This window comes from Kribbella sp. NPDC051718, from assembly GCF_040681515.1.
In the GTDB taxonomy this organism is placed as follows: domain Bacteria; phylum Actinomycetota; class Actinomycetes; order Propionibacteriales; family Kribbellaceae; genus Kribbella.
Genome location: NZ_JBFAYZ010000018.1, coordinates 37,625 through 52,985 on the forward strand (window position 1 = coordinate 37,625; position 15,361 = coordinate 52,985).

Here is a 15,361-nt window from a genome sequence, read left to right on the forward strand (position 1 = left end):
GCCCGCCGTGACTGGAGGGGTGGGCCGTGGGTCCGTTGCAGGGATATCTGGGCAAGCGCGTCGCGGGAGCGATCACCGTGGCGATGCTGGCAGCGCTGTTGCCGCTGGCACCGATCGTCCGAACCGCCGACGCGGCGACGGCGCCGCGGCCGAAGGCGGTCGCCGGCGCGCCCGACGTACAGGGCGCCCGGTCGGCCGCGCGCAGGCAGGGTTCCAAGGTCGAGGTCACCAACCTCCGGACCGAGAAGCAGACCGTCTTCGCGGACCCGACCGGCGCGATGAACCTCGAGCTCTCGCCGGTCCCCGTCCGGGTCAAGCGGGGCGACTCCTGGGTCGGCGTCGAGACCGACCTGGTACGCCGTACCGACGGCTCGGTCGGTCCCAAGGCCACGACCCTGGACGTCAGCTTCTCCGGCGGCGGCAAGACGGCCCCGCTGGTGGCCTTCGGCAAGGACGGCAAGCGACTCGCGCTGACCTGGCCGGGCACCCTGCCGACGCCAGACCTCGCGGGTGCCACTGCGACATACAAGGAAGTCCGCCCGGGCGTCGACCTCGTGATGACCGCCGAGGCCTCCGGCTACACCCAGCACCTCGTCGTCAAGAACACTGCGGCGGCCAAGAAGCTGACCCGGGTCGAGCTCGGTCTGCAGACCACCGGCCTGACCGTCGCGACGACGAAGACCGGTGGGCTGGAGGCCAAGGACGCCAAGGGACAGATCGCGTTCACCGCACCGCCGTCGGCGATGTGGGACGCGGGCACGAAGCGGTCGCTGGCAACCGTCCAGATCACCGGCAAGAAGCTCACGCTCACCCCTGACCAGAAGCTGCTGAGCGACCCGACGGCGAAGTTCCCGATCACGGTCGACCCGAACTGGGCCACCTACGACAAGAACTTCTGGACCTCGGTCGTCTCCGGCAAGCCGGGCACCGCCTACCCGAACACCAGTCCCGGCGGCAACACCGTCGCCCAGGTCGGAAAGTGCGACTTCAGTGACTGCAACGGCATCGGCACAGCTCGCTCGTACTTCCAGTTCGACACCGGCGCGGGGGGAATCCTGCAGGGCAAGGCGATCATGGGCGTGTGGCTCGACACCGCCGTGGTGCACAGCGGCAACTGCACCGACAGCTGGCATACGCTGCACGTCAGCGGCCAGGTGAACGGCGGTACGACCTGGAACAACATGCCGCAGGGTCCGGAGATCGCCGGCGCCGACGCGCCCCGGGCCAACGACAAGGGCGGTTGTGGCGGCTGGAAGCCGTTCTCCTTCGGAGTCCCCACGAACCAGATCAACCCGGGCGGCCCGACCACGTACTACATCCAGGCCGGCAACGAGGGAAACTCGGTGTTCTGGCGTAAGTACGACCCCGCGTCGACCAAGCTGCGGATCAGGTTCAACGCGTCCCCGAACACGCCCGGCTCGGTCCGTACCGACCCCGCGCTGCCCAGCCCCTGCAAGTGGTGTGCGGGCAAGCAGTACTTCGCCGGCAACTCGATCCGGCTGATCGCCGGCCTGTCCGACCCGGACGGCAACAGCGTGCTGCCGCAGTGGGACATCTACACCAACGGCGCCCTCGAGACGCGGTACGGAAGCCTGCAGGCCAACGGCGCGATGCATGACACCACGGTGAACCTGACCGACGGCAAGACGATGGAGTGGTACGTCCGCGGCTGGGACACCAACGAGGACAACGGCGAGCGCCTCGCGTCCAGCGCCTTCGTGCATGGGCCGGGCCCGTTCATCGTCGACAAGACGGCGCCGTCCTCTGGGCCGAAGGTCAGCGCCGGGCTCTATCGCCAGGACAACCGCTGGCACGGCGGCGTCGGCGTACCGGACACGCTGACCTTCGAGCGCACGTCGCTGCCCCTGCCCGACGCGGGTACTGCGGACGTCGACCACTACCTGTGGGGAACGGTCAACCCGCCGAACAACTCGGTCGATGCAACCGGCGCCCTGGGTGGACCGGCGACCGCGACGTTCACTCCGGACTTCGACGGTCCGCAGGACATCTTCGTGCAGAGCGTCGACCGGGCCGGCAACAAGAGCCCCATCACGACCCACCACATCTACGTCCGGGCCGGCAACGGCGCGTACTCGCAGTACCCGTTCGACGGCAACGCGGACGACACGGCGTTCCTCGGTGACCACGACGGGACGCTGTCCGGCGGACCGACGTACGGTACCGGCGCGCTCGGCAACGCGATCAGACTGGACGGGCTAGACGACTCGGTCTCCGCGCCGAGCGCGGTCCGTACCGATCAGAGCTTCTCCGTCTCGGCGTGGGTCAAGCCGGAGTCGCTGCCCGTCACCGACGGGGTGGCCGCAATCGCCACCCAGGAAGGCGATCGGGTCAGCTCGTTCTACCTGAACTACCGCGCTGAGGGCGAGAAGACGACCTTCCAGCTGACCAGCGAGGACAAGGACAGCCCGAACGCGGTCTGGGCCCAGGGGCCGGCCCTGCCGGTCGGGAGCTGGAGCCAGGTGACCGGCGTCTACGACAAGCAGAACAACAAAATCAAGCTGTACATCAACGGCGCCAAGGTCAGCGAAGCAGCCGTGCCGGCCAACTACGCCTGGCATGCGAGCGGTCCGCTGACGATCGGCCGGGACAAATGGAACGGCAACTTCGGCGACTGGTTCAAGGGCTCGATCGACGAGGTGCAGGTCTTCGACCGCGCGCTGACCGACGCCGACGTCCGCGCCTCGGTCGGCCGCGACAACGTCCGTACCGGCCAGTGGAAGTTCGACGACCTGCCCGGTACGACCGCCCGCAACGACGTGGACGGCGGCTCCGACCTGGTGCTCAACGGCCACGCGACGCTGACCGGCCCGACGAGTGGCGGTGCCGTGGGCGGCGCAGTACAGCTGGATGGCGACATCAACAGCTTCGCCGCGACCAACGGACCGGTCATGCGGACCGACCAGAGCTACACGGTCGGCGGCTGGGTGAAGCTGACCCAGGCGCCGCCGGAGGGCCAGGCCCTGGTGGCGATGTCGGCCGAGGGGACTGTGAACAGCGCGTTTTTCCTCAGCTATCGCACCGTGGGCGGCGTCGGCAAGTGGGAGTTCCTCTCCCCGTCGGCGGACACCGGCACTCCGCGTGCCGCTGATGCCCAGATCGTGTCCAACGTTGCTGCCAAGCTCAACGTCTGGACCCACCTGGCCGGTGTCTACGACGCCCAGGCCCACCAGATCAAGCTGTACGTCGACGGCAAGCTGGCCGGTACGGTCGCCCAGCCCGCCGGCTTCAACGCGACCGGCCCGCTGACCGTAGGCCGGGGCAAGTGGGGTGGCACCCTGACCGGTCCGTGGGTGGGCTCGGTCGACGACCTGCGCGCCTACAACCGCGAGCTGTCCGAGTCCGAGCTCCAGGGCATCGTTGCCCGCAGCAACGTCACGGCCGGCAGCTGGAAGCTGGACGGCAATGCGAACGACACCTCCGGCCGGACCCCGGCGCTGAACGGAACCCTCGGCGACGGCGTCGCCTGGACCGGCGGCCAGACCGCCAACCCCGCGCCGAGCGACCTGTCGCTCAAGCTGAACGGCACGACCGCTCACGTCTCCGCGCCGGCCGCTCTGGACCTGAAGCAGAGCTTCTCGGCCACGGCGTGGGTGCGACTCGACTCCGATGCCCACGGCGCCGCGGTGGTCTCGCAGGACGCCGGCCGGATCAGCGCCTTCAACATGCACCTTGCCTGGGACAAGAAGTGGGTGGTCGCGATGCGCAGTTGCGACGCCAGCTGGAACTGCACCGAGACCCGAGCGACCGGACCGGCCCCGCAGTTGGGTGCGTGGACCCATCTGGCTGGTGTTTACGATGCGTCAGCCGGGCTGATCTCGATCTACGTGAACGGCGTGCTCGCCGGCACCCAGGCGTACAAGCACACCTGGGACTACGCGGCCGGACCGATCCAGATCGGTCGGGCGACGTGGGGCAACGGGGACAAGGTCGACTTCTTCCCGGGCGCCATCGACGACGTCAACGTCTACAGCCGGGTGCTGTTCGCCGACGAGATCCGCGCGATGGCCGGTCGTGATCTGACCCTGGCGCACAACTGGCGCCTGGACGAGCCGAGCGGCACCGCTGCGGCCGACTCGGTCGGTGCCCGCGCCGGAACACTGGCCGGAGCAAGCCACGTGGTCGGGCACCTGGGCAACGCGCTCGACTTCGACGGAGTGGACGACACGGCCACCACGACCGGTGTGGACGTCGACACCTCCAAGAGCTTCACCGTCTCGGCGTTCGTCAAGCTCCGCAAGATCTGCGACCCCGGCGGCGAGTTCCAGTGCCGGCTCACCGCGGTCAGCCTCGACGGCGGCGCGACCAGCAAGTTCCGGCTCGGCCATGTGACCGACGTCGACAACAACCTGTTCGGCGCTTGGACGTTCGAGATGCCGGAGGCCGACGGCTCGGTGACGAAGGCGGCTGTCTCGGCGGTGCAGTCGGACATCAACAGCTGGGTGCATCTGGTCGGCGTGTACGACGCGAAGGCGCAGCAGATCTGGCTGTACGTCAACGCGACCCGGCAGGGCGACGGCACGCTGAATCAGCCGTGGGCGGCTACGGGCGGGCTGCAGCTCGGTCGGGGCCGGGTGGACGGCGCAGCCGCGGAGTACTGGCCGGGGCAGATCGACGACGTCCGGGTCTACACCGGCGGGCTGGACAAGTCCCGGATCGAGGCGTTGTACGCGTCGTACCCGGTGGTCGGTGGCGAGACGCCGACCGCGCCGAAGGACCCGGCGGCGTACTGGAAGTTCGACGAGGGCACCGGTACGACCATCGCCGATGCCTCGGGCAACGGTAGGACGGCGACCATGAAGGGTGGCACGGGCTGGACCGGCGGCCGGACCGGCACGAGCGCCTGGCTCGACGGGACCAGCGGGTACGCCGAAACCGCGGCGCCGGTGCTCAACACGGCGCAGAGCTTCTCCGTCTCGTCGTGGGTCTACCTGACCCTGCCCGGACAGGGCAACCGGACGATCGTCGCGCAGGACGGGAACCGCGTCAGCAGCTTCCTGCTGCAGTACAACAGCCAGTTCAACCGGTGGGCGGTCATCGTCCCGACGGCTGATCAGGACAACCCGGCCAACGTGCTGCTGACGTCGGCTCAGGAAGTATCGAATGGACTGTGGACCCACGTGGGCCTCGTCTACGACGCCGGGCTCAAGCAACTCAAGCTGTACGTCAACGGAGCGCTGTCCGCGGCGCAGGTCGGCGTCACGCCCCTTGCCTCGACCGGTGTAACGACCATCGGACGCGGCAAGTGGAACGGTGGGCCGGTCGACTACTTCCCGCGTGGTATCGACGAGGTTCAGCTGTACAACCGGGCTCTGTCCGATGGGGAGATGCGCAAGGTGCACGATGCGCCGGCCGCCGCAATGATGGGCTTCTGGCGGTTCGACGACGGGACCGTCCGGGACTGGTCGTTCCGCGCCAACCCCACGACGGCGAGCGGCACGCCGACCTACCCGGTCGGCCAGGTCGGTGGCCAGGCGCTGCAACTCGACGGCGCGAGCGCTGCGACCGCGCAGTACTGGAACGCTCCGCCCCGGGACAGCTACACCGTCTCGGCCTGGGCCAAGCTGACCCGTGCCGACAAGGTCGCCACGGTGCTGGCCCAGGACGGTGACCGGATGAGCGGGTTCGTCCTGCAGTACCGGCCGGGTCAGGCGCGCTGGGTCTTCGGTACCCCGGATCAGGATGCGGACGGCGCGGCATCGAAGTACGCGGTGGCGACGAAGCCGGCGGTACTGAACCAGTGGACGCATCTCGTCGCGGTGAACGACTACGCGGCGCACCAGTTGCGCCTCTACGTCAACGGCGAGCTGGCAGGCACGAAGAACGACGTGACCGTGGTGAACTCCTGGGGCGGGCTGACGATCGGGCGGGCCGAGGTCAACGGCAATCCGGCCGACTACTTCACCGGGCTGATCGACGAAGTACGGACCGAGCAGGGGATCGCGACCGATGACGAGATCGCCTTGCGGGCGGCGTATCCGCAGCCGCCCGGTGGTCAGATCGCCCGGTTCCTGAACGCGGCCGGGGATCGCTACACGGGGAGTACCGATGCTCCGATCCGGGCCGGCTACCACTTCGAGCGGTCGCTCGGAGCGCCGGTGGCGGCGGGGGACAACACCAAGGTGCTGGACTTCGGCCGGGTGTACACGGTCAAGCCGACCAACCTGTCGACGCTGCCGCTGTACCACTGCAGCTCGGGCATCGACTCCCTCCAGTCCGACTGCGAGGGGCTCGGGACACAGACCGAGGTACTCGGCTACACGCTCGCCTATGGGCGGCTGGCCAGGTACAACAGCCCGACCGCTGTCGATCACCTGAGCACGACATTCGACGCCAACCCGGGCTATCGCAACGAAGGGCCGCAAGGTTGGTTGGCCAAGGCAACCACCGCTGGCACGCAGCCGCTGATGGCCTGCCGGGACGGGGTCGACAACTTCCTGTCCGACCAGGCCGACTGCGAGGGCAAGACCGTACTGGGTGCCACCGGCAACATCTGGACGACGGCTCCGGCCGGGCTGACCAGCCAGCCGATCTACCGGTGCGCGATCAACGGCGAGAAGTTCGTCTCCCTCCAGCAGAACTGTGAGGGATTCACGCTCGAACGCCAGCTCGGTTTCGTTCTCACCACGCTGCCCGCCACTGCCCCGATCTTCGCCTGACCAGCGCCTCGCCGGAAGGAAAATCATGCGCCGTATCAGACTGTCGCGCGCCCAGAAAACGGTCGCGCTGACGATGGCCTCGATCATGGTGGCGGTCGGGGTGACCCAGGCCGCCGGTCCGTCGATCGCCGCGGCGGCCACCGGACCGACCGTGCCGTTGACCAATGTCCCGTCCGTACCGGCCGGCAAGCAGTCGATGGCACCGCGGCCGGTGGACGAAGCGACCAGCCGCCAACTGCACGGCGATCAGCCCGCGGCTGGGAGCGCGAAGGAGGGTGGCAGCACCTCGGGTGCGACGCCGTTGGCTCCTTCGGCGACCTGGGACGTCGCCGCGCAGACCGGTGACTTCAGCTGGAACTACCCGTTGCGGGTACCGCCCGCGCCGGGTGGTCTGGAGCCGAACCTCGCCTTGAGCTACGCCTCATCGGCGGTCGACGGCCGGACGAGCGCGACCAACAACCAGGCGTCCTGGGTCGGGGACGGCTGGTCGCTCGACCCCGGCTTCGTCGAGCGCTCGTACGGCGGTTGCGCCGACGACAAGGAAGGCAGCACCAAGGGGCAGAACACCCCGGACCTGTGCTGGCGATCGGACAACGCGACCGCGTCGTACGGCGGCGGTGGCGGAACCCTGATCCTGGGCAAGGAGGGCTGGCGCAACAAGCGCGACGACGGCGCCCGGATCGAGCGGCTGAACGGCGCTTCCAACAACGACGCCGACGGCGAGTACTGGCGGATCACCGGGACCGACGGGACGCAGTACTACTTCGGCTCCCGGTCCGACTCCAAGGCGACCTGGACGGTCCCGGTCTACGGCGACGACACCGACGAGCCCTGTCACCAGGCCACCTTCGACAAGTCGTCCTGCAAGCAGGCGTGGCGCTGGAACCTCGACAAGGTCGTCGACCCGCACGGCAACGTGATGCTCTACAACTACGAGACCGAGACGAACAAGTACGGCCAGAACCTGAAGGACCCGGGCGTCGAGTACGTCCGCGGCGGCTGGCTGAAGAACATCGAGTACGGCCTGCACACCAGCGCGTCGAGCCAGCCGACCGGGCGGGTCGACTTCGCGACGGCGTACCGGTGTGTCCCGGGCAGCACCTGCACGCTGGACAAGCCGGAGAACTTCCCGGACGTCGCGGTCGAGGACCGTTGCGACGCGGACACCTGCAAGGACAAGTACTGGCCGACCTTCTGGACGACGCAGCGGCTGTCGACGATCACCACGTCGGTCTGGCGGGGCTCGTCGTGGGGCGAGGTCGATCGCTGGACGCTTGATCAGCAGTTCCCCGACCCCGGTGACGGTGGCAAGGCGGCCCTCTGGCTGAAGTCGATCAAGCACACCGGTCTCGCCGGGGCGACCCCGGTCGAGCTGCCGCCCGTCACCTTCGAGGGCGCCAAGATGGCCAACCGCGTCTACCAGGCCGACGATCTCGCTCCGATCATCCGCTACCGGATCACCGGCATCGTCTCCGAGACCGGTGGCGTGACCTCGATCAACTACGCGGCGCCGGACTGCCTGGCGCCGCCCACCAACGCGGAGACGAACACCCTGCGGTGCTTCCCGGTCCGGTGGACGAAGAGGAACCACGCCGAACGGACGGACTACTTCAACAAGTACGTCGTGGCGTCGGTGACCGAGTCGGACCGGATCAGCTCCAACCCGATGCAGATCACCAGCTACGAGTACCTCGACGGCGCCGCCTGGCACTACGACGACTCGGAGTTCGTGCCCGCCGACAAGAAGACCTGGAACGAGTTCCGCGGCTTCGGGCGGGTCAAGATCCGCAAGGGCATCACCAACGACCCGTCCGGACCGCACGTCGTCACCGAGCAGCGGTTCTACCGCGGCATGAACGGCGACCACCTCGCCACTGGCACCCGCACTGTGGACGTCAAGGACTCCGAGAACGGCGCGCACCACGACGAGGACTGGCTGCAGGGCTTCCTGCTGGAGACGATCAGCTACCTCGGCGACACCGACCAGGTGGTCAGCAAGACGATCAACGAGCCGGCCTGGCAGGGTCCGACGGCGGTACGCGGCGACTTCAAGTCGTACATCGTCGACTCGGCGTCGTCTCGCACGATGACAGCGCTCGACAACGATCGCGGCTGGCTGACGACCAGGACGGAGACGAAGTACGACGACCTCGGTGTCCCGATCGAGGTCAACGACCTGGGCGACGTCACCAAGGCCGACGACGACAAATGCGTCCGTACGACGTACGTCCGCAACCGCGACCTCTGGCTGATGGACCTGCCGTCGCGGGCCGAGACGGTCTCGGTCGCCTGCGACAAGAGGCCGGTCTTCCCGGACAACGCGGTCTCCGACGTCTACACCAGCTATGACGACCACGCACGTGGCGCAGTACCGACGGTCGGTAACGCGACCAAGGTCGAGCGGCTCGTGGACCGGCCGGCCACCGGGGCGGCGTCGTACTCGACCACGACGACCTCCTATGACGCGTACGGCCGGGAGACGGCGAAGTCCGACGCACTCGATCGGGTGACCACGACCGCCTACACCCCGGCGACCGGCGGCCCGGTGACCAAGACGGTGATCACCGACCCGGCCGGATTCGCGACGACGACCACGCTGGACCCAGCCTGGGGCCTGGGCGTGCTCACGGTGAACGCGAACCAGCGCAAGACCGAGACCAGTGTGGACGCGCTCGGCCGGGTGACCGCGATCTGGCCGGCCAACCGGCCGCGGTCGAACTTCCCGGCCAGCCAGACCTATAGCTACCAGTACCGCAACGACGGGCCCACCGTCGTCACCGAGACGACGCTCGGCCCGAACAATCGCTTTGTCACCACCAACCAGCTCTACGACGGGCTGCTGCGACTGCGGCAGACCCAGGCGCCGGCCGTGGGTGGCGGTCGCCTGATCACGGACACCCGGTACGACTCGCAGGGGCGGATCTGGAAGCAGACCCAGCCGTACTACAACGACGGCGCGGTCGACGCGGACCTGTGGACGTCGAGTGACGCCGATGTGCCGGGGCTCTCGGTCACGGAGTACGACGGTGCCGGCCGCACGGTCGCACGGATCTACCAGGCCGGTGTGCAGGAGAAGTGGCGGACCACCACGAAGTACGAGGGTGATGGCGTCAGCGTGACGCCACCGCAGGGGGACACTCCGACCACCTCGATCTTCGACGCTCGCGGGCAGACGGTGGAGTACCGGCAGCACAAGACGGCGACCACCTTCGACACGACGAAGTTCGCCTACACGCGGACGGGCAAGCTCAGCACGGTCCAGGACTCGGCCGGCAACACGTGGCGGTACAAGTACGACCTGCAGGGCAACCAGGTCTGGACGGACGACCCGGACAAGGGCGCGTCGACGATGGTCTACGACGCGGCCGGTCAGCTCACCCAGCTGACCGATGCCAAGGGCAACAAGTTGTTCACCAGCTATGACCCGCTCGGTCGCCGGCTGGCGGTCCGGTCGGGTAGTGCCGACGGGACGGTGCTGTCGAAGTGGACCTACGACACGGCGCTGTACGGCAAGGGACAACTGGCGACGGCGACCCGGTACGACAAGGGACAGCCGTACTCCGTCTCCGTCGATGCCTACACCGCTCTGGATCAGCCCTCGACGACCACCATCACGATCCCCGAGGCAGAGGGGCAACTGGCCGGGTCGTACGCCAGCACGAGCAAGTACAACGCTGATGGGTCGCTGGCGAGTTCGACGTACCCGGCTGCGGGTGATCTGCCGGCGGAGACGCTGAACCACACGTACGACGACCTCGGCCATCCGCTGCGGACGTACGGCGGAACGACCGGCTCGACTGTGGAGTACGCGCAGAACACGGAGTACACCCGGTACGGCGAGCTGCAGCGGATGCAGCTCGGCGAAGGGGACAAGCGGGCCTGGCTGTCGAACTACTACGACGACAGCAGCCGCCGGCTCAACCGGACGATCGTCGACGCCGAGGTCACCCAGCCCATGCAGGCTGACGTGAACTACACGCGTGACCCGGCCGGGAACATCACGTCCATTTCGGACACCGCAATGGACAAGCCGGCCGACGTGCAGTGTTTCCGGTACGACTACCTTCGGAGACTCACTGAGGCCTGGACCCCGGGGGGTGGCTGCAGTGGTGACCCCTCGACGGCCACGCTCGCCGGGCCGGCGCCGTACTGGCAGTCGTTCAGCTACGACGCGATCGGCAACCGCAAGACCAAGACCTCGCACGCTTCGGGCGGGGACACGACCCAGACCTACGCCTACCCGGCTGCAGGCGGCGATCGGCCGCATGGACTCGACTCGGTCACCACCGCCGGGCCGAGCGGGAACCGGACCGACGACTACGGATACGACGTCGCCGGGAACACCACCTCGCGGAAGGTGGCCGGTACCAGCCAGACGCTCGAGTGGGACGTCGAAGGCCACCTGGCCAAGGCGACCCAGGCAGGGAAGAGCAGCACCTTCCTGTACGACCCGGACGGCAACCGGCTGATCCGCCGCGACCCGGGAGCGCGGACGCTCTACCTGAACGGCGAGGAGCTGCGGCTCGACGAGTCGACCGGGCAAGTACGGGCGACCAGGTACTACAGCCACGCCGGTGAAGCGATCGCCGTCCGGACGGGGGCCGGCCTGACGTGGACGGCTTCCGACCACCAGGGCACCGGGACGATCGCGATCGGCGCCGACTCGCAGGCAGTCGTCCGGCGTTGGCAGACACCGTTCGGCGAGACCCGGGGGAGCGAGGTCGACCTCCCGGGGAGCAAGGGCTTCGTCGGCGGTACGGAGGACGACAGCACCGACCTGACCCATCTGGGCGCCCGGGAGTACGAGGCCTCGACCGGCCGCTTCATCACGGTCGATCCGGTGATGGACCTGGCCGATCCCCAGCAGATGCAGGGGTACGCGTACTCCAACAACAACCCGGTCACCTACTCGGATCCGAGCGGTCGCAGCTTCTGCATCTGCGGTCACGCCGGCCCGCCGCCACCTCCGCCGACGCCGGCCACGGTCATCGAGATCCCGGACATCCAGCAGAAGCCGAAGGCGCCGAAGCCCACTGTCACCAATCAGAAGCTGCAGAACCACCTCAACCACATCTACGCCGAGGTGACCGACAAGAACTGGATCGGCAGCGGCAGGAGCGCGGACGCGTTGCGCAACGAGCTGCTGACCGGCCGGGCGACGCACGGCATCTACCACGACGTGTCGGTCGCGCAGGACTTCGCCGGTCTGGTCGACCTGATCGACGAGGACGACATCGCCCGCGGCAAGGGTGGCTCGCTGCTGAGCGGGGAGGAACGCAAGATCGCGATCGACGAGGCCAAGGAACTGTGGGGCGCCCTCAACCAGCCTGACAACCGCGGCGTCGTGACCCGGACGACGAACTCGCAGCCGGGTCGCAAGGACCAGTTCGAGCAGCCGCTGAAGAAAGCGTCCGAGAAGATGGCGTACACCAAGGTCACGGACGCGCAGTACTACAAGCCCGAGAATCCGGTCGGCCGGAGTCCGGTCTACAAGAACAAGGGCGCGACGACCCGTGGGTTCCTGCGGGGAATGGGCTTCCTGTCCGTGGTACCGATAGCCATCGACATCTTCCGGGGCCCGACGCCCGGGGCGAGTCCGAAGCAGCAGATGATGGAAGGGTTCTGTGTGTTCGACATGGCCGGTATCTGTGACCAGTACCTGAACCCGCAGGTCGGAGGGGTGGCTTGACCGACGCCCGGATGGCGCTGAGCCTCGGCTCGGACCTCGCCGATCGGCTCTGGATGGCTGTACCGGAGGCGCGTCCGTTCCTCGCCGGCTTGCTGGCGAAGGAAGTGGAGGACGCCATCCGGTACAGCCGGGAGCTGATGCCGCCCGGGTACGCCGAGGTGGCCGACGCGCTCTATTTGGAGCTGCTGCGGCCGTCGCTGCCTGAGCCTGGGGCGGCGGACCTCGTACGGCGCTGCCTGGGGGTGCTGGGAAGGCTGGTGCGCGAGGCGGACGGGGACTGGCGCTGGGAGACGATCGACCGCAATATCGTCCGGATGCTGGAGCAGGACGGCTTCGGACCGGCGCTGGCCGCGCTGGATCCGGACTTCGTGAAGCTGGTCCTGGCGACCCGGAAGCGGCTCGGCCAGGACCGGTGAGTATGAGAGTTCCGTGACTTTTCTGTCGCGAACCCGGCGATCATGCCTGCGGATGTTGGCGCGCGGGGTTACAAAGGAAGAGGCGAAGGGAGCCACGCATGACGTACGACGTGGTGGTGCTCATCGAACGTGAGATGAGCGAGGGCGACGCAAGAAGGGTCGCCGCCCTGCATGCAAGGAACGAGGAGACGGTGGACTATCACGTCCTCGTCTCCAGTCACCCGACCGAGGGAATCGGCGGTCCGATGGCGTTGCTGGGCTCCAGCTTCGCCGCCGTCGCCGGCCTCGGTTCCAGTCCAGGCCGCACGACGACCGCAACCGCCCTGGCCGACCCCCAGTTCGACCTGGCCTCGGTGATCGAACACAGCTCCAGAAGACTCCGGGCGCACAACAACTGCCGAGTCAACGTCTCCATCACCCACGGCGAGGTCCTGCTAGCCCTGAAAACCCTCGTCAACAGCACCAAGAGCCAAGAAGTAGTAGTAGTCGCCTGGCCCGAAACGGTCGCCCGCTTCCTCTGCTCGGACTGGCCCACCAACGCCCGCCGCGAGCTGAAGATCCCGCGAATCCGCGTCCTAGAGCACGCCGACTAAGTAGCTACTGGCACTTTTTGCTACGGCTGGCGTGATGTTTCACGCCAGCGGCAGCAAGAACAGCGTTCGTCCACAGGTGTTGAACTGGTTCGTCTGCAGGTCCGGGGCGACGGCATGTTCTGTGTATGAACAGAAACCTGGTGACGAGGTCCGCGAGTCGAGGCGGCTGGTTCGATCGCACCGACGCCCTCGCGGCCGGCTACAGCGACAACGACATTCGGGCGCGAGTCAGCGCCGGCCGGTGGATTCGCCTTTGTCAGGGCGCATACGCCGAGCTGCGCGACGATCACGACTCAGCGCCCGAGTGGGAGCAGACGAGGTGGTTGCACGTTCGGGCCGCCAAGGCCGTCTATCACCGCCTTGGCGGACGCGCAGTGCTCAGCCACCAGTCGGCCGTACTGCTGCACGGGATCGAGGTGACGGATCTCGACCTGGGATGCGTACACCTCACCCGGCGTACCGGCCCCGGCAGATCCGGTACTGGGGTATGCCAACACGCCGCGCGCCCACCTGTAGTGGAGCCGGTCGAACTGGATGGCGTGCAATTGACGCCAGGCCCGCGCGCCGTGGTCGAGGCGATTCGATATACCTCGTACCCGATAGCGGTGTCGGTGGTCGACGAATCGTTGAGGCTTGGCGTGGCGACGGCATCGCAACTCGAGGACGCGTTGGAGCTGTTCCAAGGCAGGGCCGGCATCGGTACGGCGATCCGTGCGGTGCAGTTCGGTGATGGCTCGGCAGAGTCCGTCGGCGAATCCCGGCTGCGGGTACTGATGGCGGATATCGGTCTGCCCGCCCCCGTTCCGCAGGCTGAGATCTATGACGCCGCGGGTGGGCTGGTCGGGCGAGTCGATTTTCTCCTCGCCGAATGGGGCGTGATCGTGGAGTTCGACGGTGCCCTCAAGTACGCCGGCAAGGGCGCCCTGCCGCTGGTCCGGGAGAAGCGCCGCGAGGATGCCCTCCGCGATCTCGGCTACGAGGTGGTCCGCGCAACCTGGTCCGACCTCACCAAACCCGACGGGCTCGCCCGGCGCATCCATGCGGCGGTACGGCGGGCCGCGGACCGGCGTACCCGGCTGGCAGGTTTTGTTACCACTCGCGTGATGCATCAGGCCAGTGGCACGAAAAGCCGCTAGTCAGTCGTCGATCAAGGCCCGGAGGGGGTCACGCTCCGGCACCGGGACGTAGGTGGCGTAGTAGGCGTAGAGGTTTTGGCGGGTTAGGCGGGCGGCGGCGTGGCCGTTGCCGGTTCGGATGGCCTCGACGACCTCGGTGTGGTGGCGTAGGGACTCCAGCATCAGGGCGCGGCTGTTGGTCGCGTGGGCGATCTTGTCCGAGATCAGGCTCAGTACTACGCCGCGGACGACCTCGTTGCAGGTCTGCAGCAGGGAGTTGCGGCTGACCCGCGCGACTGCCTCGTGGAAGGCGACGTCGGCCTCGCTGAACGCGGCGAAGTCGACGTCGATCGCTGCCCGCATGGCGACCAGCGTCTGTTCCATCTCGACGAGCTGCTCGTCGGTGCGCAGCCGGGAGGCGAGCTGGATCGCCGCGCCGTCCATGATCATCCGGAAGGCGATCAATTCGCTCAGCGTCAGTTCGTCGACGCGGGCCAGCCGGGTCATCTGCTTGCGCAGCGGGCCCTGGGAGACCGGCAGGATCTCCGGGCCGTTCGGATCGCCCGGCCGTGAGCGGACCACGCCGTTGCTCTCGAGGACTCTGAGTGCCTCACGCACGGTCGACCGGCTGACCGCGAACTGCGCCATCAGCTCCCGCTCGCTGGGCAACCGCTGACCGGGAGCCAGCGACCCGTCGGCCAGCGCGTCCTCGATCTGCTCGACGATGCGCTGGTAGGCGCGAACCGTCTGCACCGGCTGGAACCGCGGCCGGTCTTCGGCAGATTTCGCCATTCGCACCTCCATTGCCTTGACAGTCCGTTCGGTAGCGACAAACCTAGTGGCCTATTGATACCTAGTCCACTGGTCGGAC

Annotated in this window: 6 protein-coding genes; 5 read left to right on the forward strand and 1 reads right to left on the reverse strand. The window is 67.9% G+C overall.

Annotated elements, in window-relative coordinates; translation table 11 throughout:
• Window positions 1-26: 26 nt before the first annotated feature.
• The 5 genes from AB0M15_RS40265 (at window position 27) to AB0M15_RS40285 (ending at window position 14,511) form a co-directional block, all read left to right on the forward strand.
• The gene (locus tag AB0M15_RS40265) at window positions 27-6,677 is read left to right on the forward strand and encodes a LamG domain-containing protein (protein WP_363832036.1); all 6,651 of its coding nucleotides are present in this window, start codon (window positions 27-29) and stop codon (window positions 6,675-6,677) included.
• Window positions 6,678-6,702: 25 nt separating this feature from the next.
• Window positions 6,703-12,366, forward strand: a complete 5,664-nt coding sequence (locus AB0M15_RS40270; protein ID WP_363832039.1) for an RHS repeat-associated core domain-containing protein — start codon at window positions 6,703-6,705, stop codon at window positions 12,364-12,366.
• Window positions 12,363-12,782, forward strand: coding sequence for a hypothetical protein (locus AB0M15_RS40275; RefSeq protein WP_363832042.1), 420 nt, complete (start codon window positions 12,363-12,365; stop codon window positions 12,780-12,782). Before AB0M15_RS40270 ends, AB0M15_RS40275 begins: the two co-directional genes overlap by 4 nt.
• Window positions 12,783-12,880: 98 nt before the next feature.
• Window positions 12,881-13,375 (forward strand): hypothetical protein, encoded by a 495-nt coding sequence (locus AB0M15_RS40280; RefSeq protein ID WP_363832045.1) that lies wholly within the window; start codon window positions 12,881-12,883, stop codon window positions 13,373-13,375.
• A 125-nt stretch (window positions 13,376-13,500) separates the two neighbouring features.
• On the forward strand, window positions 13,501-14,511 hold the full coding sequence (locus AB0M15_RS40285) for a type IV toxin-antitoxin system AbiEi family antitoxin domain-containing protein (RefSeq protein ID WP_363832048.1): 1,011 nt from the start codon (window positions 13,501-13,503) through the stop codon (window positions 14,509-14,511).
• On the opposite strand, the gene AB0M15_RS40290 is transcribed toward AB0M15_RS40285, so the two are convergent.
• The gene (locus AB0M15_RS40290; RefSeq protein ID WP_363832051.1) at window positions 14,512-15,282 is read right to left on the reverse strand and encodes a FadR/GntR family transcriptional regulator; all 771 of its coding nucleotides are present in this window, start codon (window positions 15,280-15,282) and stop codon (window positions 14,512-14,514) included.
• Between the last annotated feature and the right edge of the window lie 79 nt (window positions 15,283-15,361).